The sequence below is a fragment of the Burkholderia sp. 22PA0106 genome, assembly GCF_047497155.1.
Lineage (GTDB): Bacteria > Pseudomonadota > Gammaproteobacteria > Burkholderiales > Burkholderiaceae > Burkholderia.
In genome coordinates this window covers 1,375,817-1,396,268 of sequence record NZ_CP163162.1, presented here as the reverse complement: position 1 = coordinate 1,396,268, position 20,452 = coordinate 1,375,817, and the positions used below count along the sequence as shown (strand labels likewise).

15 protein-coding genes are annotated in these 20,452 nt (G+C 70.0%); 7 read left to right on the top strand and 8 right to left on the bottom strand.

The window, feature by feature from the left end; all coding sequences use genetic code 11:
• Nucleotides 1-41: 41 nt before the first annotated feature.
• The 4 genes from AB4850_RS06040 to AB4850_RS06025 form a co-directional block, all read right to left on the bottom strand.
• The gene (locus AB4850_RS06040) at nt 42-1,748 is read right to left on the bottom strand and encodes an ABC transporter ATP-binding protein (RefSeq protein WP_414441696.1); all 1,707 of its coding nucleotides are present in this window, start codon (nt 1,746-1,748) and stop codon (nt 42-44) included.
• Nucleotides 1,745-2,551: an ABC transporter permease gene (locus AB4850_RS06035; protein WP_414441695.1), complete on the bottom strand. Its 807-nt coding sequence runs from the start codon at nt 2,549-2,551 to the stop codon at nt 1,745-1,747. The genes AB4850_RS06040 and AB4850_RS06035 overlap by 4 nt, the downstream gene beginning before the upstream one ends.
• Nucleotides 2,552-2,783: 232 nt before the next feature.
• The gene (locus AB4850_RS06030; protein WP_414441694.1) at nt 2,784-3,764 is read right to left on the bottom strand and encodes an ABC transporter permease; all 981 of its coding nucleotides are present in this window, start codon (nt 3,762-3,764) and stop codon (nt 2,784-2,786) included.
• Between the two features lie 15 nt (nt 3,765-3,779).
• Nucleotides 3,780-5,255: an NAD(P)-binding domain-containing protein gene (locus AB4850_RS06025; RefSeq protein WP_414441693.1), complete on the bottom strand. Its 1,476-nt coding sequence runs from the start codon at nt 5,253-5,255 to the stop codon at nt 3,780-3,782.
• Nucleotides 5,256-5,579: 324 nt separating this feature from the next.
• Between AB4850_RS06025 and AB4850_RS06020 the strand changes: the two genes are divergently transcribed.
• The 4 genes from AB4850_RS06020 to AB4850_RS06005 all read left to right on the top strand — a co-directional run bounded on the left by AB4850_RS06020 (nt 5,580) and on the right by AB4850_RS06005 (nt 10,982).
• On the top strand, nt 5,580-6,776 hold the full coding sequence (locus tag AB4850_RS06020; RefSeq protein ID WP_414441692.1) for an LLM class flavin-dependent oxidoreductase: 1,197 nt from the start codon (nt 5,580-5,582) through the stop codon (nt 6,774-6,776).
• Nucleotides 6,777-6,859: 83 nt separating this feature from the next.
• Complete coding sequence (locus AB4850_RS06015; RefSeq protein WP_414441691.1) at nt 6,860-8,005, top strand: ABC transporter substrate-binding protein; 1,146 nt, start codon at nt 6,860-6,862, stop codon at nt 8,003-8,005.
• A gap of 138 nt (nt 8,006-8,143) precedes the next feature.
• Complete coding sequence (locus tag AB4850_RS06010; protein WP_414441690.1) at nt 8,144-9,712, top strand: ABC transporter substrate-binding protein; 1,569 nt, start codon at nt 8,144-8,146, stop codon at nt 9,710-9,712.
• 43 nt (nt 9,713-9,755) lie between these two features.
• Complete coding sequence (locus AB4850_RS06005) at nt 9,756-10,982, top strand: acyl-CoA dehydrogenase family protein (RefSeq protein ID WP_414441689.1); 1,227 nt, start codon at nt 9,756-9,758, stop codon at nt 10,980-10,982.
• Nucleotides 10,983-11,043: 61 nt separating this feature from the next.
• Here the strand turns inward: AB4850_RS06005 and AB4850_RS06000 are convergent, their stop codons facing one another.
• The 4 genes from AB4850_RS06000 to AB4850_RS05985 all read right to left on the bottom strand — a co-directional run bounded on the left by AB4850_RS06000 (nt 11,044) and on the right by AB4850_RS05985 (nt 16,792).
• Nucleotides 11,044-12,258 carry an acyl-CoA dehydrogenase gene (locus tag AB4850_RS06000; protein ID WP_414441688.1) on the bottom strand — a complete coding sequence of 405 codons (1,215 nt, stop codon included), beginning with the start codon at nt 12,256-12,258 and terminating at the stop codon, nt 11,044-11,046.
• A gap of 391 nt (nt 12,259-12,649) precedes the next feature.
• The gene (locus AB4850_RS05995) at nt 12,650-13,663 is read right to left on the bottom strand and encodes an aldo/keto reductase (protein WP_414441687.1); all 1,014 of its coding nucleotides are present in this window, start codon (nt 13,661-13,663) and stop codon (nt 12,650-12,652) included.
• Nucleotides 13,664-13,728: 65 nt separating this feature from the next.
• The gene (locus tag AB4850_RS05990) at nt 13,729-15,336 is read right to left on the bottom strand and encodes an ABC transporter substrate-binding protein (RefSeq protein ID WP_414441686.1); all 1,608 of its coding nucleotides are present in this window, start codon (nt 15,334-15,336) and stop codon (nt 13,729-13,731) included.
• Between the two features lie 136 nt (nt 15,337-15,472).
• Nucleotides 15,473-16,792: an NtaA/DmoA family FMN-dependent monooxygenase gene (locus tag AB4850_RS05985; RefSeq protein ID WP_414441685.1), complete on the bottom strand. Its 1,320-nt coding sequence runs from the start codon at nt 16,790-16,792 to the stop codon at nt 15,473-15,475.
• A 286-nt stretch (nt 16,793-17,078) separates the two neighbouring features.
• On the opposite strand from AB4850_RS05985, the gene AB4850_RS05980 reads away from it, so the two are divergent.
• From AB4850_RS05980 to AB4850_RS05970, 3 genes are all read left to right on the top strand, one after another.
• Nucleotides 17,079-18,188, top strand: coding sequence for an MsnO8 family LLM class oxidoreductase (locus AB4850_RS05980; protein WP_414441684.1), 1,110 nt, complete (start codon nt 17,079-17,081; stop codon nt 18,186-18,188).
• Nucleotides 18,185-18,754 carry a GNAT family N-acetyltransferase gene (locus AB4850_RS05975; RefSeq protein WP_414441683.1) on the top strand — a complete coding sequence of 190 codons (570 nt, stop codon included), beginning with the start codon at nt 18,185-18,187 and terminating at the stop codon, nt 18,752-18,754. Before AB4850_RS05980 ends, AB4850_RS05975 begins: the two co-directional genes overlap by 4 nt.
• A 67-nt stretch (nt 18,755-18,821) precedes the next feature.
• Nucleotides 18,822-20,450 carry an ABC transporter substrate-binding protein gene (locus tag AB4850_RS05970; RefSeq protein WP_414441682.1) on the top strand — a complete coding sequence of 543 codons (1,629 nt, stop codon included), beginning with the start codon at nt 18,822-18,824 and terminating at the stop codon, nt 20,448-20,450.
• The last annotated feature ends 2 nt before the right edge of the window (nt 20,451-20,452 follow it).

Genomic DNA, 20,452 nt, shown 5'->3' with positions numbered 1-20,452 from the left:
ACAGGCGGCCGCGCGGCAAGCGCCGCCGCCCTCACCCTCGCTCAGGCCGCCTGCGCCACCGCCTCGCGCCCCGGCACCGCCTCGAGCAACGTACGCGTATACGGATGCTTCGGTGCACGCCAGATGCTGCGATGGTCGCCGTGCTCGACGATCTTGCCGCGCTGCATGACATGCACGCTGTCTGCCAGGTAACGCACCACCGACAGATCATGCGAGATGAACAGCAACGACAGCCCGAGCGAACTCTTCAGCTCCACCAGCAGGTTCAGGATCTGCGCCTGGATCGACACGTCGAGCGCCGACACCGGCTCGTCGCAGATCAGCAGCGCCGGTTCCAGCACCAGCGCCCGCGCGATGCCGATGCGCTGGCGCTGCCCGCCCGAGAATTCGTGAGGAAAGCGATGCAATGCGGCGGCCGGCAGCCCGACCTTGTCGAGCGCCGCCGCGCTGCGCGCCTGCCGTTCGCGCCCGCCGCGCACGCCGTTGGCGGCCAGCACGCGCCCGAGAATCTGGCCGACCGTGCGGCGCGGGTTCAGCGATGCGTAGGGATCCTGAAACACCATCTGCACACGTGGGCGCAACGGCCGCAATGCACGCTCGCCGAGCGGCACGAGATCCACGCCGTCGAGCCGGATCTCGCCAGACGCCACCGGCGCGAGCCGCATCACGGCGCGCGACAGCGTCGATTTCCCGCACCCTGATTCACCGACCAGCCCGACCGTCTCGCCGCGCCCGATCGTCAGCGACACGCCGTCCACGGCGCGCAGCGTATCGCGCGCGCCGCGCTGCGTGTATTCCACCTGCAGATCGCGGATCTCCAGCAGCGGCAAGGCCGGCACCGGCAGCACCGGCACCGCGTTCGATGCAGGCTGCGCCACCCGCTCCACGCCCGGCACGACGATGAACGACGTCGTGCCGTCCGGGTTCACGCCGTGGCGGATCTCGGGCAGCGAGGTCTCGCGGTAATGCCGCTCGCCGGCCAGGTTCAGCGACGCGTTGAGCAGGCCCTGCGTATACGTATGACGCGGCGCGGCGAACAGCGCGTCGGTGGCCTGCGTCTCGACCTTGCGGCCGGCCAGCATGACCGCGACGCGATCGGCGTGATCGGCCACCACGCCCAGATCGTGCGTGATCAGCAGCAACGCCATCCGCAGCTCGCGCCGCAGCGAATCGAGCAGCGCGAGGATGCGCGCCTGAATCGTCACGTCTAGCGCGGTGGTGGGCTCGTCGGCGATCAGCAGGCGCGGCCGGCAGGCCACCGCCATCGCGATCATGACGCGCTGGCGCTGGCCGCCCGACAGTTCGTGCGGATAGTCGCCGAAGCGGCGCGCCGGCTCGGGAATCTGCACCAGATTGAGCAGCTCGATCGCGCGCACGCGGGCCGCCGCACGCGACAGCGGCTCGTGCCGGCGCAGCGTCTCGACGATCTGCTCGCCGATCGACAGCACCGGATTCAGCGACGTCATCGGTTCCTGGAAGATCATCGAGATGTCGCGCCCGCGCAGGTCGCGGGTTTCGCGCGGCGTCAGCGTCAGCAGCTCGCGGCCGTCGAACTTCACGCTGCCGCTCACGCGCGCCGTGTCGGGCAGCAGCCGCATCAGCGAAAGCGCCGTGGCCGATTTCCCGCATCCCGATTCGCCCACCAGCGCGAGCGTCTCGCCCTCGCGGATCTCGAAATCGATGCCGCGCACCGCTTCGTGCGCACCGAAATTCACGCGCAGGTCGCGCACTTCGAGCAGGTTCGTCATGCGCCGCGCTCCGAGCGTTGCGCGAGGCGCGGGTTCAGCGCGTCGTTCAGGCCGTCGCCGAGCAGGTTCAGCGCGAGCACGGCCACCACGATCGCGCCGCCGGGGATCGCCGTCAGATACCAGGCCGTGCGCAGCGAATCGCGGCCGAAGCCGATCATCGCGCCCCAGCTGATCACGTTCGGATCGCCCATGCCGAGGAACGACAGCGACGATTCGATCAGGATCGCGCTGGCCACCATCACCGAGGCCGTCACGATCACGGGCGGAAGCGCGTTCGGCAGGATCTCGCCGAAGATGATGCGGCCGTTGCCGAAGCCCTGGCTGCGCGCGGCCAGCACGAAATCGGCGTGGCGCAGGCGGCGGAACTCGGCGCGCACGATGCGCGCCACCGTGGGCCACGACGCGATGCCGATCGCCAGCGCGATCACCGTCACGTCGGGCCGGCCGATCGCCACGATCACGATCACCAGCAGGAACGACGGCACCGTCTGGAACAGCTCGGTGACGCGCACCAGCAGGTCGTCGATCAGGCCTCCGAAATAACCGCCGATCGCGCCCACCAACGTGCCGATCACCAGCCCGATGCCGGCCGACGACGCGCCGATCAGCAGCGACACGCGCGCGCCGTGCACCAGCCCGGCCGCCACGTCGCGGCCCAGCGAATCGGTGCCGAGCCAGTATTGCGGATCGCTGCCCGGCCATTCGAACGGCGCGGCCACCATGTCGAGCGGATCGCCCGGAAACAGCTTCGAGGCGAACAGCGCCAGCAGCACGATGGTGGCCAGCAGCACCAGGCCGGCCACCGCCGACGGGTTGCGCAGCAGCGCGCGCCAGGTGCGCAGGCCGGGGCCGCGGCTGGCGGCCGCCTGCCCGGCGGCGCCGGCCGGGCCAGCCGCCAGCCGCCAGCCGGCCGAACAGCGCGCCGGCCAACTGGTTGCGCCACGGCGAGGCGGTGGCGGCCGATTGCGCGGCTCGCACCGCGTTCGACGATTCAGTGCTCATGGAAACGCTCCATCGAAAGGGGAAAACGGCGCATCAGGCGATCCGGGGATCGAGCCACGCCTGCAACAGGTCGACCAGCACGTTGGCCGCGATCACCACCAGCGACGACAGCAGCAGCACGCCGAGCAGCACGTCGAAATCGCGCGCGAGCACGGCGTCGAGCGCGAGCCGGCCGAGGCCGGGCCAGCTGAACACCGTCTCGGTCACGGCCGCGCCGCCGAGCAGCGTGCCCACGTGCATGCCGACCATCGTGGTCAGCGGCATCAGTGCGTTGCGCAGCACATGGCGGATCGTCACGCGGGCCGGATGCAGGCCCTTGGCATACGCGGTGCGCACGAAATCCTGGCGCTGCACCTCGAGCATCGCCGCGCGCACCAGCCGCGCGTAGATCGCCACGAAGAACGCCGCCAGCGTCACGGCAGGCAGCAGCACGTGCTTGCCGACATCGGCCAGCCACGCGAGGCCGTGCAGCGACGCGCCGATCGTGACGTTGCCGCCGCTCGGCAGCCAGCCGAGCCGCACCGAGAACAGCACGATCGCCAGCAGGCCGATCCAGAAGCCCGGCGTCGAATAGAACAGCAGCGCCAGCACCGACAGCACGCGGTCGGGCCACTTGCCCGACCAGTGCGCCATCACCGCGCCCAGCACGATGCCGACGATCACCGCCAGCGCCAGCGCGGTGCCCATCAGCAGCAGCGTGTTCGGCAGGCGCGCGAGGATCAGTTGCATGACCGGCATGTCGTAGCGCGGCGAATAGCCGAGGCTGAAATGCGCGAGATGCGACAGGTAGCTGGCGAGCTGGTGCAGGATCGGCTGGTCGAGGCCGAACTTGGCGCGCAGCATCGTCATGGTTTCGGCGGTGGCCGAACCGGCCTCGCCGGCCAGCACGTCGGCGGCGTCGCCGGGCAGCAGCTTGAGCAGGAAGAAGTTGAAGATCACGATGCCGATCGCCGTCGGCAGCGCCTGCCACGCGGTGCGCCGCAGCACCGCGATCCATCGTCCGTTATGCGTCATGGCGGGCTCCGGGCGTCATGCGGCGGCGTCGGCCGCAGCGGCTGCAGCGGATGATGCTGCCGCGCCCTGCCAGACCCGGTGCGCATAGGCCGATTCGGGGAAATCGGCCGGCACCTCGCTGGCCATCCGCGCGGCGTGGGCAGCCAGATCGGCCGTGAACAGATCCTCGCTGATGCGCGCGATCACGGCCGGGATGTCGCGCTTCATGCACGGCACGTCGCCCACCGGCACGCCGAAGCTGACGAAGCCGGCCGGGTTGTGCGCGTGGATATGGCGCAGGTACGGCGCCGCGCCCGGCGTGCGTTCGAGATATTCGAGCGCGCGGCCGAGGTACGGATGCGCGCCGAGCGCGTCGTCGCGATCGGCTGCGTCGGGCTGGTGGCGATCGCGCCACAGCAGCACCTCGGCGGCGAAATCGGCCAGCTCGGGCCGCGCGTGCAGATCGATCGCGTAGCCGGTGCCCGCGATCGCGAAGTCGAACGCGAAGCGCTCGCCGGCCGCCTCGGCGATCACCTCGCCGTGTTCGAGCCGCGCGGCCGTCCACTCGCCGCCCAGATGCAGATGGAACGCGTCGTGGCGCGTCACGCGCTCCACCGCGTCGGGCGGCGGCGTCGAGCCGGCCTGGCGGAAGCGGCGCGCGAGCTGCCAGCGCAGCGCGTCGGGCAGGTTCGGGTAATTGTCGTAGGCGCCCGGGTAAGCGCGCGCCCGCGACACCGGCAGCGAAGCGATCGCCGTGCGCCGCACGAACAGATGCACGGCCGCCGCGCCCGCTTCGAGCGCCGTGGCGGCCGCGTCGAACGCCGAGGCCGCGCCGCCGATCACGGCCACCCGCTTGCCGCGCAGCGCCGTGAAATCGATCGCGTCGGCGGTGTGCGCGCGATGCGTGGCCGGCAGCGCCGCCAGCACCGGCGGCAGGTTCGGCCGGCCGTTGCCGGCCACGCCGTTGGCGAGAATCACCTTGCGCGTGGTTTCCACCGCGTCGCGCTCGCCGCTCGCATCGCGAATGCGCAGATGCACGCGGAAATGATCGCCGGCCGGCTCGATGCGCGCGAGCGTCACGCCATAACGGATCGGAATCCGAAGGAACGTGCGATACCACGCCAGGTATTCGGCCCAGCGCTCGCGCGGAATCCGCTCGAACGCGTCGAACGCCGCCTCGCCGTATTGCGCGTCGTGCCAGGCGCGAAAGCCCAGGCCCGGCAGGCCCGCTTCCGGCCCCACCAGCGTTTTCGGGGTGCGCAGCAGCCGCATCCGGGCGCGCGTGAGCCACACGCCGGCCTGCGACGCATCGGGCGCCGCGTCGATCACGCTCACGCGGCCGATGCCGGCGCGGCGCAGGCCGTACGCATAGGCCGCGCCGCTCTGCCCGCCGCCCACGATCAGCACGTTGTGGTCGATGCCGGGGCGATCGGGCACCCAGTTCTCGGGGTCGGGGCCGGCAAGGCGCAGCGTATCGAGCGCGTCGCGATCGGGGTTCGGCAAGTCGGACATCGGGTCCCTCCGGCGGAGCAACGGGCCGGCCGACGAGCCGGCCCGCGTGTCAGGTTGATTGAAACGGCAAGGCAATATCGAAGCAGTATCGAACGCATGGGCGGCCCCGCCAACCAAGCATTCACGCTTTGCATATCGCAATGCATGGCCGGCAATCGGCAATAGGAAATCAGATTTCGTTCGTTGTCCGCGAGAATCGGCGCGTGCTTGAATGCAGCGGCTGTGACACGAGCGCCGCCGGCGCGCCGACCGGCGCCATCGCGGCATCCGCGCCAATGTAACGGCCGTGCGAGAGCGCGGCCGACGAACAAACCGATCGATTCCGTGAACACGACTCTCGCGCTCCCCGCGCACGACACCGCTCTGCGCTCGCCGTTCCTGCCGGTGCCGTCGCCGGCCGACTTCCCCGACAGCCCCGCCTCGCGCGTGTTCGCGCAGCCGCTGATGCTCGGCCTGTTCCTGCCGATCCAGGCCGGCGGCTGGAGCGCCTCGACGCTGCCGCGCGGCACCGACTGGAGCTTCGACTACAACGCCGCGCTGGTCGAAAAGGCCGAGGCGCTCGGCTTCGACCTGGTGTTCGCGCTGTCGCAATGGCTGCCGAAAGGCGGCTATGGCGGCGTGTTCAACGGCCAGGCGCTCGATTCGTTCATGACGCTGGCGGCGCTGACCGCGCGCACCGAACGCATCATCCTGGCCGCCACCAGCCACGTGCTGTACGGCCCGTGGCATCCGCTGCACTTCGCGAAGTTCACGGCCACGCTCGACCACATCTCGAAGGGGCGCTGGGGCATCAACGTGGTCACCGGCCACCGCGCGATCGAGCACGAAATGTTCGGCTGGCAGCGCATCGAGCACGACCAGCGCTACGCGATGGCCGCCGAATTCCTCGACGCCGTCAAGCAGCTGTGGGTGCAGCCCGAGAATTTCTCGTTCGAACCGGAGCTGTCGAGCTGGAAGCTCGGCGAGGCGTTCGTCACGCCGAAGCCGCGCTACGGCCGGCCGCTGCTGATCAACGCCACCGGCTCGGACGCCGGCATCGAATTCGCCGCGCGCCATTCGGACGTGGTGTTCATCACCAGCCCCGGCGGCCCGACGCTCGCCGCCGCGCTCGACTCGGTGCCGGCCCACGCCGCGCGCGTGAAGGCCGCCGCCGCCGCGCACGGCCGGCGCGTGCGCACGCTGCTCAATCCGATGGTGATCTGCCGCGAGACGGCCGCCGAGGCGCGCGAGTATCGCGACGCGATCGTCGCGCATGCCGACGAAGGCAGCTTCCATCGCTTCGACAGCGACGCCCAGGCGTGGCGTGGCGGCGCGGACGAGCGCGCCAAGGCCGAGCATCGCGCGCTCGGCGGCAACATGTCGATCGTCGGTTCTCCCGAGGAAGTGGCCGACGCGATCATCCGCCTGCACGCGGCCGGCGTGGACGGCGTGCAACTGAGCTTCTACGACTTCGCGCCCGATCTCGACCTGTTCGGCCGGCGCGTGATGCCGCTGCTGCGCGAAGCCGGCCTGCGCCACTGACCGGCGCGCAGCGGTTCGTCTTACCGGCCCGCTCACCGGCCGTCTCATCCGCCCGATACCGCGTTCATTCCGAGGAACCCGCGATGACTCATCTCTGGTACACCCGATGTCCCGCGCCGACGCCGTTCGGCGTGGCGATCCGCCAAGGCCGCCTGCACGACGAATTCGCGCGCGACGGGCTGACCATCGCGGCGCTGCAGGATGCCGACGATCCGCAGATCCGCCGCTCGCATTTCACCCACAGCCAGCCCTGGTCGTTCCGTCAGGGCGGCAATATCCCGGCGCTGTGGGCGCGCGCCCAGGGCAGCGACACGCGGCTCATCGCGCTGTCGTGGGTGGACGAATTCCAGGCGCTGATCACGCTCGATCCGGCGCTGGCCGCCTCGCCCGAGGCGCTCGCGCGGGCGCGCTTCGGGCTGCCCGTCAACACGCGCGCGAGCGTGGTGGATTTCCATCGCGCCACCGCGCTGCGCGGCTTCGATTCGCTGCTGGCCGTGCGCGGCATCGCGCTCGAAGCGATCGCGCTGGTGGAATTGCCGCACGCGCCGCGCAGCCTGGAAGACGCCGCCGCCGGCACGGACCTGCCCGTCAGCCAGTGGCTCGCGCAGCAGCGCCCGCACGAATTCTCGCGCGAGGCCGCCGCGCTGCTGCGCGGCGAGGCCGACGTGGTGTTCGTCAAGGGCGCGACCGGCCTCGACATCGCGAACCAGCTCGGCGCGACCGTGCTGGTGGAAATCGCCGAGCAGCCCGAGCGCCGCCGTCACGCCAACAACGGCACGCCGCGCCCGCTCACGGTGGATGCGCAACTGCTGCGCGAGCGGCCCGACCTGGTCGAGCGCGTGCTGATGCGGACGCTGGAGGCGGGCGGCTGGGCCGCCACGCATGCCGACGACACGATCGCCTACCTGGCGCGCGAGACGCGCAGCGCCGAGCACTGGGTGCGCCGCGCGTACCGGCCCGACGTGCACCGGCAGATGACGATCGGCATCGACCGCGGCTCGCTGGCCGCGCTCGACGATTTCAAGCGCTTCCTGCATCGTCACGGCTTTCTGCCGACCGATTTCGATCTGGACGACTGGGTCGATCCCGCGCCGCTCGCGGCGGCTTACGAGCGGCTGGCCCACGAAGCGGGCGAATCCGTTCGCGACAATGACAATGTCAAGCAGCCCGAAATACATCGCGCAGTGCCGGCGAGCGCCTTGCCACAGGTCGCGCCGGCCGTCGGCTGACGCATCCCCGCTTGTCTTGCCGCGCTGCCGCGCGCCCTTCCCTCGCCGCCCCGATCGTTCATGACCGCCTTCGCCGCACGCCGCACCTTCGTTCGCCGTTCCCGTCGCGCCCCGAGCCCGCTCGCGCGAGCTGCCGCCATGGCCGCCACCCTCGGCGCGCTGCTGTGCACCGCGCTCACGTTCGCCCCTGCCACGGCGGCGGCGCAGACGCGCGGCGGCACGCTGAATTTCGTCGTCACGCCCGAGCCGACCGCGCTCGTCGATTTCGCCACCACGGCCGTCAACGTGCTGAAGGTCAGCCCGAAGGTGGTGGAAGGCCTGCTCGACTACGATTTCGCGTTCAATCCGAAGCCGCTGCTGGCTGCCGCCTGGTCGATCGAGGACGGCGGCAAGCGCTACGTGTTCCACTTGCGCCCGGGCGTGAAATGGCATGACGGCCAGCCGTTCACATCGGCCGACGTGGCGTTCTCGCTCGACCTGCTGCGCAAGGTCCACCCGCGCGCCAAGAGCACGTTCGCCAACGTGACCTCGGTCGCCACGCCCGACGCGACCACCGTGGTGCTGACGTTGAGCAAGCCCACGCCGTACCTGATCAAGGCGTTCTCCGCCACCGAAACGCCGATCCTGCCGAAGCACCTGTACCAGCACGGCGACCCGCTCGACAACCCGGCCAACAACGCGCCGGTGGGCACCGGGCCGTTCCGCTTCGTCAAATGGGTGCGCGGCAACTACATCGAATACGCGCGCAACCCCGATTACTGGCAGCCCGGCAAGCCCTATCTCGACCGCCTGTTCGTCAAGATCATCGCGGACCCGGGCGCGCGCACCGCCGCGTTCGAAAGCGGCGCGGTGGACCTGGGCGGCGACATCCCGGTGCCGCTGGCCGACCTCGCGCGCCTGAAAGCCGATCCGAAGCTCGCGCTCGACACGCGCGGCTACGAATTCCAGGCCGGCGTGGCGCGCATCGAGTTCAATCTCGACAACCCGGTGCTGAAGAACCTGAAGGTGCGGCAGGCGATCGCGCATGCGCTCGATCGCGAGGTGATCCGCAAGGTCATCTATTACGGCTACGCCACGCCGCTGGTCAGCCCGCTGATTCCGACCAACCCGTACTACGACCCGGCGCCGAACCCCTACCCGTTCGACCCGAACCGCGCCAACGCGCTGCTCGACGCGGCCGGCTACCCGCGCCACGACGACGGCACGCGCTTCGCGCTGACGATCGATCCGCTGCCGATCGGCGACATCCCCGCGCGCACCGCCGCCTACGTGAAATCGGCGCTGGCGCGCGTCGGCATCGCCGTGACGATCCGCAACCAGGATCTGCCGGCCTATTTGAAGCGGATCTACACCGACCGCGATTTCGACTTCAGCCTGAACGGCATGAGCAACCTGTTCGACCCGGTGGCGGGCGTCGCGCGGCTCTATACCACCGCCAGCTTCCGTCGCGGCGTGCCGTTCACCAACGGCTCGCACTACAGCAACCCCGAGATCGACGCACTGTTCGCGCAGGCCGCCGAGGAAACCGACGAGGCCGCCCGCAAGCGCGCGTTCGCGCAGATCCAGCAGACGCTGGAGCGCGACCTGCCCGACATCAACCTCGTCGCGCCGCAATACGTGACCGTCGCCTCGCGCGCCGTGCAGGCGCATACCGTGTCGCCCGACGGCGTGTCGGGCAGCTTCGCCGACCTGTGGCTCAAGCGATGAGCCGCCTTTTCCCTGTTTCCCCCGTCTGACTGGAGGTTGCGCGATGAGCGCCGTACTGGTTCCCCCCGCCCCGATCGATGCGTCCCACGCAGGTGGCGCGCTGCGCCCCGCCGTCGAGCGCGCCCGCGAGCTGGCCGCCGAATTCGCCGCACTGGCCCCCGAGCACGACCGCAGCGGCGCGCCGCCGGCCGAACAGTTCGCACGACTACAGGAAGCCGGCCTGTTGCGCGCGCCGATCGAGCGCCGCTTCGGCGGCGACGGCGCGGGCCTGGCCGTGTCGCGCGCGATCGTCGGCGAGATCGCCTACGGCGACCCGTCGGTGGCGCTGATCCTTGCCATGCACTACAGCCAGCACAGCGCCATCGCGCGCGCCACCTCGGGCCGCAACGCCGAATGGCCGGCCGCGCTGGCCGAGCGCCTGGCGCGCGAGGCCGCCATCGAGCCGGCGCTGATCAATGCCGCGCAAGTGGAGCCGGAACTCGGCTCGCCGTCGCATGGCGGCCTGCCCGCCACCGTCGCGCGGCGCGTGGGCGCGCACTGGCGGCTGTCGGGCCACAAGCGCTACGTGACCGGCGTGCCGCTGCTGTCGTGGATCAACGTGCTGGCCATCACCGACGAGGCCGAACCGCGCGTCGGCCATTTCCTGGTGCCGCGCGCCGCGCCCGGCGTGGTGGTGATCGACGCGTGGGACCCGCTCGGCATGCGCGCCACGGCCAGCCACGACGTGGTGCTGAGTGACGTGGCGATCCCGCTGGACGACGCGGCCGGCCTGCGCCCCGCGCACCTCGGCCTGCAACGCGACCCGCTCGCGCTGGCCTGGTATTTCAGCCTCGTCAGCGCCGTGTACGACGGCGCGGCGCGCGCCGCGCGCGACTGGCTGCTCGATTTCCTCAACGAACGGCGGCCCGGCAGCCTCGGCGGCGCGGCGCTGGCGAGCGTGGCATCGGTGCAGGAACAGGTGGGGCGGATCGAAACCTGGCTCGCGACCAACGACTGGCTGATGAGCACGCACGCGCGCCATATCGACAGCGGCGATGCGCCGCCCACGCTCGGCGCGGTGGTCAAGCAGACGGTGATCGAGAACGCGAAGCAGGCGGTGGCGCTGGCCGTGGAGCTGGCCGGCAATCACGGCATCGCGCGCGCCAACCCGCTCGAACGCCATCAGCGTAACGTGCTGTGCAGCGGCATTCATGCGCCGACCAATCCGCTGCTGCGCGCGAATCTGGGCCGCGATGCGCTGGCGGCGGCGGCGGTTCGGAAGAAGGCGTAGGCGTGCCGGTGGATGGGACGGCGGGCGCCGTCCTTGTCATCCTGTCATGCCGTGATGTCGCTCAGAACACCCGGCCTTCGGTCAAATGCGTGGTCACGCCGTTCAGCGCGTAGTCGCCCACCACGCGCGCCTTGTGCAGCAGCGGGTTGTGGCTGAAGATCGTGCGCAGGTTGCGCCAGTGGCGGTCGAGATTGTGACGCCGCGCGGTGGCCGATGCGCCGCCCACTTCGAACAGCCGCTCGCCGGCATGCAGCGCCAGCTTGCTGACGATCAACTGGGTGCGCGCGGTAGCCAGCGCGCCTTCGAGCACCAGCGCCTCGGCCTCGGGCGCTTCGGCCTGGATGGCGTCGGCCGAGCGGTCGAGCGCACGCGCGTTCTCGCGCACCAGCGCGTCGATCGCATGGCTGTGCGCGCTCAGTTCGCCCACCGTCTGCTGAATGAAATGATCCTCGCGCGCCGACGGCGCCGGGCTGTGCAGCACCGGCCGGCCGAACTCGATCACGTAGCGCGTCGCGTCGGCCGCGATCGCGCGCACGATGCCGGCGGCCACCGCCACCAGGTGAAGCTGGCGCAGCGCCCCGCCGTGCCGGCCCACCAGCGTGGTGTTGCCACGGTCGATCACCTCGTTGGCCTCCACCCGCAGGTTGTCGAGCAGCAGGCTGCCGCTGGCCGTCATGCGCTGGCCCATGCCGTCCCAGTCGTCCACCACGCGCAGGCCTTCGCGGCGCACCGGCACCACCACGGCCACCCGTGCGTCGTCGCTGGCGCGCACCACGTTGATGCGTGCGTAGTCCGAAAACAGCGTGCCGGTGGAGTAGTACTTGGTGCCCGACACGCGATAGCCATCGCCGTCGGCCGTCAGCGTGGTGCTGACCTCGCCGGGGCGCGACGTGCCCAGTTCGGTGGACGCGCCGCCGAAGATCGCGCCCGACAGCACGCGGTCGATCTGCAACGCGTTGAACGGCGAAGCCGGCGAAAGCCGCAGCACTTCGGTGAAGTCGTAATGGATCCGCAGCGCGTGCGCGAGGTTCGAATCGGCCGCGGCCAGCGTCGAGACCACCTCGAACAGATCGACCAGCGAGCCGCCCAGGCCTCCGCTCGCTTCCGGCAGGCGCAGCGCGCCGAGCGGCGTGGCGCGGAACAGCTTGAAGCCCTCGAACGGCAGTTCGCGGTTCGCCTCGCGGCGCGCGGTGTCGTGGCCCAGTTCGGCGGCGAGCGCGGGCAGCGCCGCCAGCGCGTCGGCCAAGGGTGAGGAAGTCGTCTGAGATGCGGTCATGGCAGGATGAAGAGGGAATCGTGGATCGGGCTGGCGGCGGTGGCTGGGCCGCGCGCCGTCATGAACGGATGCCCGGACACGCCGCGCGGCGCGCCCGGAGCGCATCGTGAAAGTATAGAAATGCGCGAACCGCGCGGGAACGTTCGATTTCAGCTATGGATATGCCGGATTCGGCAACGGCCCGCACCGGGCCGGCCGCTCGCGGGTGCGCGGGGCCGGTCGGTCGCGATCCAGGCAGGCCGTGATGGCGTCAGCCGCCCATGCCCGTCAGCCGCCCGAGAATGAATGGCCCGGGTCGGTGAAGCCGGACCAATGCGAGCCGTGATAGCGTCAGCCGCCCGAAAAGGATGCCCCGGTTGCCGAAGCCGGACCAGCGCAAGCCGCGATGGCGTCAGCCGCCCGTGCGCGTCAGCCGCCCGAAGAACGGATGCCCCGGATCGTTGAAGCCCGGCGTGGACGGATGGCCGCTCGCCACCAGCGAATCGACGAACGCCTCGTCGGCTTCCGTCAGGCGATAGGCCAGCGCCGGCAGGTAGTCGTCCCACTGTTCGAGCGTGCGCGGCCCGGCGATGGCCGAGGCGATGTAGCGGCTGTTCAGCACCCAGGCCAGCGCGAACTGGCTGGCGCTCAGGCCACGCTCGGCCGCGTGGGCATGCACGCGCCGCGCCAGCTCGATCGTCTCGGGCCGCCATTCGGTCTGCAGCAGGCGGCGATCGGCGCGGCCGGCGCGCGTATCGGCGCCCGGCTGCGCACCGGGTTCGTACTTGGCCGTCAGCACGCCGCGCGCGAGCGGGCTGAACGAAATCACGCCGAGGCCGTAGCGATGGGCCGATGTCAATTGCTCGGCCTCCACCTGGCGATTCGCGAGGTTGTAGAGCGGCTGGCTCGCGGCCGGGCCGTCGATGCCGAGCGCCTGCGCCGTGTGCGCGAATTCGGCGATCTTCCAGCCGCGAAAATTGGACAGCCCGTAATAGCGGAGCTTGCCGGCGCGGATCAAATCGCCGAGCGCGCGGATGGTTTCCTCCGGCGGCGTCAGGTGATCCTCGCGATGCACGTAGACGATGTCGAGATAATCGGTGCCGAGCCGCTTCAGGCTCGCGTCCACCGCCTGCACGATGTGCTTGCGCGACGCGCCGCGATTGTTCGGGCCGCTGCCCTGCGGGTTCGCGAACTTGCTGGCCAGCACCCAGCTGTCGCGGCGCGCGGCGATCGCACGGCCGACGATGCGCTCCGATTCGCCGCCCGTGTAGGCGTCGGCCGTGTCGATCGAATTCACGCCCTGTTCGAACGCGCGATCGATGATCGAGGCCGCCGTGCGCTCGTCGGTCGGGCCGCCGAAGTTCATGGTGCCGAGCGTCAGTTCGGACACCTGGAGGCCGCTGCGGCCGAGTTGTCGGTATTCCATTCCGTCATCCTGATGAAAAAAAGAAAGCGTTACTGCACTGCGTTGATCGTGCGGGCGCGCCGCGCTCACGACACCACGTACACGTCGGCCAGATTACCCTGAAGCCCGTCGGCCGTGAGCGTGTGATTGCGCACGCGCCGGTTGTAGATCGTCACCTGCTTGAGCGTGACCAGATTGACGATCGGCAGGTCGCGCGCCACCTGCTGCTGGAACTGACGGAACAGCGCGACGCGCTTGGCCGGGTCGATTTCCACCGCCGCCGATTCGAGCAGCCGGTCCACTTCGGGGCTGTTGTAATGCGTGGCGTTCGAGAACGGCACGCCGGGGCGGAAATTCTTCGACCAGTACAGGCGTTGCACGCCCACCGTCGGATCGAACGTGTTGCCGAGGAAGTTCGCATCCAGGTCGAACGCGCGATCGGTGTAAATCCGCTTCACGTACGACGCGAAATCCTGCGAGCGCACCGTGGCGTCGATGCCGATGCCGCGCAGCGTCTGGCGCAGGTATTCGGCGAGCCGCGAGAAGGTCGGATCGTACGGGTTGTAGTCGATCGTCAGCGGAAAACGGAAGCCGCCCGAGGCGCGCGGGTAGCCGGCCGCGTCGAGCAGCTTTTGCGCCTGCGCCAGATCGAACGCGGGCACCGGCGTGGTGGCGTCGTGGAATTGCGTCAGCAACGGGCTGATCGGCGTGGGCGAGACGATGCCGTAGCCCTGCCACACGGTGCGCAGGATCGCATTGCGGTCGATCGCGTGCGCGATCGCCTGACGCACCGGCAGCTTCGCCAGATAGCGGTTGTCGAGGTTGAACTGAAGCTGCGTTTGCGCGGCGTCGTAGCTGTAGCCGCGCGTTTCGACGGCCAGGTGCGGCAGCGCCGCGAGCCGCTTGATGTCGGTCAGCGGCACCGGGTTCTCGCCGGCCAGATCCAGTTCGCCGGTTTCGAGCGCCGCCGCGCGCGCGGCCGGGTCGCCGATGAAGCGCACCACCAGTTCGTCGAGATACGGCTTCGGCGCATCCCAATAGTCCGGATTCCGTACGAACGTGACCGAGCTGCCGCGATCCCAGCGCACGAAGCGGTACGGGCCGGTGCCGATCGGCGCGAGATTGTTCGGGTTCTCCAGCGGGTTGCCGCTTGCGTAGCGGTGCGCGGGCAGGATCGGCGATTCGGATGCGGCCAGCGCATACAGCAGATACGGCGCGGGCTTCGACAGTTCGAACACGGCCGTGTGCGGATCGGGCGTGTGCACGGCGGCGACGTTGGCGAACGTCGCGCGCCCCCGCGCGTGGTACTGGCGCAGCAGGTCGATCGACACGGCCACATCGCGCGACGTGAACGGCTGGCCGTCATGCCAGCGCACGTTGCGGCGCAGTTCGAAGCGGTATTGCAGTCCGTCGGCGCTGACCGACCACGCGGTGGCAAGCTGCGGCTTCGGCTTGACGTCGAAATCGTAGGCGAGCAGGCCTTCGGTCACCTTCGGCGCGATCTTCTCCTCGGCGCCCGCAGTCGTCGCGAAATCCACCAGCGCGTTCGGCTCGGGATTCACGAGCAGCGTGACGCGCCCGCCGCGTCGCGGCGTGCCTTGCGCCGCGTCGGCTGCATGCGAAAGCGGCGCAAGCGAACCGAGCGCGGCAGCAGCGGCGGCCGCCTGCAACGCGCGGCGACGGGTAAGACTCACGGGATCGTGACCGGACATGCGAAGCGCTCCTCGAACGAGATGCCGAACTGTCGGCTGGAAAAGAGCCACCGACAATAGCAGCGCGCTTCGCGATGCTTAACCAATCAATTGGGGAATGCTTTTCCGGGCGTTCGCGTCAAGCCACCGCGCGCGGCGCATGCGGCAACGCGAGCGGCGGCAGCTCCAGGTTCGCGCGGAAATCGTCGCCCACGTAATCGTGATCGATGATGTTTCGCCGCCGCAATTCCGGCAGCAGGCCGTTGACGAGCAGGTCTTCCTGATCGGGCTGCCCGAGCCCGTGCAGCGACAGCACGTCCACCAGCCCGGCGCGGTAGCGCGCCTCGATCGCGTCGGCCAGTTGCTCGGGCGTGCCCGCCACCGACCAGTGCCCGGTGTCCTGCGCGCGCACGATCAACTCGCGCAGCGTCAGGCCCTGCTGCGCGAAACCGACGAAGATCGCCACCCGCCCGCGCCGCCGGTTGACGGCCTCCACGGAAGGCAGCAACACCTCGGGCAACGGCCGGTCGAGCGACAGCTCGCGCAGGTCGAGGCCGCCGCCGAGCATGTCGGCGAGCTTGAGCCGGCCCTGCTCGTAATCGATCCGCTCGTGCCGTTCCTTGAGCCGGCGCGCGACGTCCGCATCCGATTCGCCGATCAGCGAATGAAACGAGTTCATCACGAACGGCAGCCGCCCGGCGCGCCCGAACGCGGTGGCCTGGCGATGCAGTTCGGTGACGAACGCGCGCGCCTCGTCGAGCGTCGGCTGCGAGGTGTAAACCACCTCCGCGTACCGCGCGCCCAGCGTCACGCCGGCCGCCGATTGCCCGGCCTGAAACTGCACGGGCCGAAGCTGCGGCGACGGCGGCACGTTCAGCGGCCCGCGCACCTGGAAATGCGCGCCGCGATAGTGAATCGCGCCGAGCTTGCGCGGATCGACCGACACGCCGCCGCCCGCCTTGCGCGTGGTGGCCGCGGGATCGTTGGCGTCGTACAGCGCATGCACGATCTCGACGAACTCGGCCGCGCGCGCATAACGCTGCGCCGGATCGGGCAGCGCGCCTTCGCCGAAATTCTCTTCGCCCACCGACGACGTCACGGCATTCCACGCCGCCCGGCCGCCGCTCACATGATCGAGCGTGCCGATCAGGCGGGCCAGGTTGTACGGATGGTGATAGGTGGTGGAGACCGTCGCCACCAGGCCGATGCGTTCGGTCGCCTGACTGAGCGCGGCCAGCGCGACGATCGGCTCCTGGCTGCCGGTGATGCCGGCCAGCCCGTCGGGGTCCGTCTGCAGCAAGTCCGCCGTGAACAGCCCGGTGATGCGCTCGGCCTCGGCCTTGCGGGCCAGCGCGGCGGCGCGGCGGATGCCTTGCGACGGGTGGGCGTCGCCGGTGGCGTGAATCACGCTGGTTGCGCCCACCAGCGTCTTCAGGCGGCGGAGTCTCGTGTCGTTCATCTGGTTTCCTTATCGATTTGCGCGGGCCGGCGCCGCACTCGAACGCGGCAGCATCGGGATGCACGCCGCAGCATCGATACGCACTCCGATGCAGTTTTCCGGCGCGGCATCGCCCGCTCGCGCCCTCGACCTTACTGCAACGTGCCCGGCGAGCAGGAACCATTATTTTTGGCTTTGGATATTCCTCTTGCTTGTTTGACCGGGCCACGCGCGGCGAAAAATAATCCGGCATGTCCAACCCGGCAATCGCCCTGCCGCCGCCCGCACCGATCGCCTCCGGCTCCCCATGACGTCAACCCTTCGCTCCTTCCCCACCGACCTGCGCGCGCTGCCGTTCCGGCTCGGCGTGCTCGACAAGAGCCCCGTCGCGCCCGGCGAATCCGCCGGCGACGCGCTGGCGCGCAGCGTCGCGCTGGCACGCTTCGCCGATGCGGCCGGCTACCACCGCTACTGGGTGGCCGAACATCACAACTCGCCGGGCCTCGCGTGCCCGTCGCCGGAAATCCTGATCGCGCATTTGCTGGCCCACACGGCGCGCATCCGCATCGGCTCGGGCGGCGTGATGCTCCAGCATTACGCGCCGTACAAGATCGCCGAGAACTTCAACCTGCTCGCCACGCTCGCGCCGGGCCGCATCGATCTGGGCGTCGGCAAGGCGCCGGGCGGGCTGCCGCTGTCGACGCGTGCGCTGCAAGGCGATTACGACCGCGCTCGGCGCGGCAGCTTCGCCACGCTCGCCGAACAACTGGACCACCACCTGCGCACCGTCGGCACGCCGCCGGCCGGCACCGAAAACGACGAGAGCGCGCTGCGCGCCACGCCGCTGCCACCCGCCGCCGCGCGGCCCTACTTGCTCGGCGCGAGCGTGGACAGCGCGACCCTGGCCGCGCGGCTCGGCTGGGATTTCGTCTACGCGTCGCACATCAACGCGTCGCGCACCGATCTCGAACAGGCGTTCGACGCCTATCGCGCCGCCTCGGGCGGACGCACGCCGCTGCTGGCGATCGCGGCGATCGTCGCGGCCACGCACGACGAGGCCGTGCAACTGGCGAGCGGCTACGAGCGCTTTCGCGTGCAGGTCGGCGATACCCCCGCGATCAACGTGGGCAGCCTGGCGCAGGCGCATGCCTATATCCGGCAGGCCGGCGGCGGCGAGCACCGCATCGAAGAGCGCGAGGCGCGCATCGTGCACGGCACGCGCGACGCAGTGCTCGACGAATTCGATGCGCTGCACCGCCGCTACGGGATCGAGGAATTCATCATCGATACGCCGCTGGCCGAGGCTGCACCGCGCGTTGCGTCGCTGCATCTGCTGGCCGGGAAATCGACGAGCACGCGCGCGTTTGAAACCGCGCCGTCGCACGCACTCCACACCGAACCGGCGAACGCCTCATGAGCGACACGATCCGCATCGCCACCGCCGCCGACGCGCCGGCGCTGTATGCCCTGCTCCAGCAGTCGTATGCGTCGCTGGCGCAGCACGGCGTGCATTTCACGATCACGCGCGCGCCCGTCTCGCAGGTCGAGCAGGCCGTGGCCAGCCAGACCAGCTTCGTGCTCGAGCGTCCCGGCGACGATGGCCGCCCGGTGCTCGCCGCCACCGTCACGGTGCGTTTTCCGTGGGTGGACAGCGACCGGCAGCGCACGCCGTATCCGTTCCTGCACTGGTTCGCCGTCGCGCCCGCATTCAAGCGGCAAGGCCTCGGCTCGATCGTGCTGGCGCACGTCGAGGAGCAGTTCCTGGCCGCGCAGGTGAAGGCGCCGGCCACCTACCTCGCCACCGCGATCGAACATCCGTGGCTGCCGCAGTACTACCGGCAGCGCGGCTACGTGCCGTTCGACCGCTCGGTCAATGCGCTCGGCACCTCGCTCGTGTGGCTGCGCAAGGTGCTGATTCCCGAGTTGTACGAAGCATCGGCGCAGGCCGATACGGAGCCTGCGGGCATCGCTTCGATCAACTGAACGACGCGCGGCAATACGCTCGCCGCCGCGCCCCGCCCCCGAATTTTTTCCACCACGCCACCCCAACATGACGTCTCCGTTCCTCCCGCTTTCCGCTTCGCACCGCGCCGCCGCGCTCGCCGCCGCTGCGCTCGCGCTGTCTCCGCTGGCGCACGCGCAAGCCCCCGCCACCGGCGGCACGCTGACCTGGGGCGTGGAAACCGAGCCGCGCACGCTGAACCCGCAATTGAACGGCCAGGACAAGGTGGAGCTGCTGCTGCGCAACGCCTATGAAAGCCTGCTCGCGCAGCGCCCCGACGGCAGCTACGTGCCGTGGCTGGCCACCGCGTGGAAGGTGTCGCCGGACGGCAAGACCTACACGTTCACGCTGCGCGACGGCGTGAAGTTCAGCGACGGCGCGCCGTTCGACGCCAAGGCCGTGGCCCGCAACTTCCTCAACGCGCGCGATCTCGGCTACTCGGGCGGCAGCAACCTGGCGCGGCTGATCTCGCACGTGGCCGACGTCAAGACGCCCGACGCGCACACGCTGGTCATCACGCTCGACGCGCCGTACGCACCGTTCCTGACGTTCTCGGGCCGCCTGCCGCTGCTCTCGCCGAACGCGTTCGACAAGCCGGACCTCAAGGCGGGCGGCGTGGACATCGCCGGCACCGGCCCGTTCGTGCTGCGCAAGTACGTGAAGGGCCAGCAGATCGAATTCGATCGGAATCCAGACTATCGATGGGCGCCGGCCACGGCCGGCCACCAGGGGCCGGCGTATCTGGACCGCGTGGTGTATCGCTTCCTGCCCGAATCGTCGGTGCGCACCGGCGCGCTGCTGTCGGGCCAGGTGGACGTGATCGAGGGCATCTCCGGCAACGACGCCGGGCTGATCCGCTCGAACCCCGATCTGACCTACCAGCACGCGCTCAACACCGGCACGCCGTATTCGCTGTTCCTGAACGTGACCTACGGGCCGACGCAGGACGCCAAGGTGCGCCGCGCGCTGCTCGAAGGGCTCGACGTGTCGGGCATCGTGCAATCGATCTATCGCGGCGAACGCACCCGCACCTGGGGCATTACCTCGCCGATCGATCCGCTGTACGACCGCGGCATCGAAAAGACCTACGGCAACGATCCGGCGCTCGCCAACCGCCTGCTCGACGAAGCGGGCTGGAGCGCACGCGATGCGGGCGGCTATCGCGCCAAGGGCGGAGAACGGCTGACGGTCACGGTAATTCAGGCGCAGGCCACCGTGCGCGACCAGCGCGACGTGCTGCTGCAGGCCTTGCAGGCGCAGGCGCGGCAACGGCTCGGCATCGACCTGAAGATCCAGTACGTGGACGACGGCACCTACACCGATGCACGCAAGAGCGGCAAGTTCGGCTCGATCGCGAATTCGAACACGCCGCCCGACGGCATCGACATCGAAGGCCATTACCTGCCGATCGATCGCGGCGGCGCGCTGAACTACAGCCGGGCCTCCGCGCCCGAACTGACGCGCTGGCTGCAAGCGGCGGCGGCCACGCAGAACCAGGCCGAGCGCAAGAAGCTGTACGGCGAGTTGCAGCACTTCGCGATCAAGGAACAGGCCTACGCGGTGCCGCTCTACGAGCCGGAAGATCAGATCGCGGCGGCCAAGGCGGTGCAGGGGCTGCGGTTCCGGTCCTACGCGCAGATGCCCGAGAACCCGTACGACGTCTGGATCAGGAAGTAAGC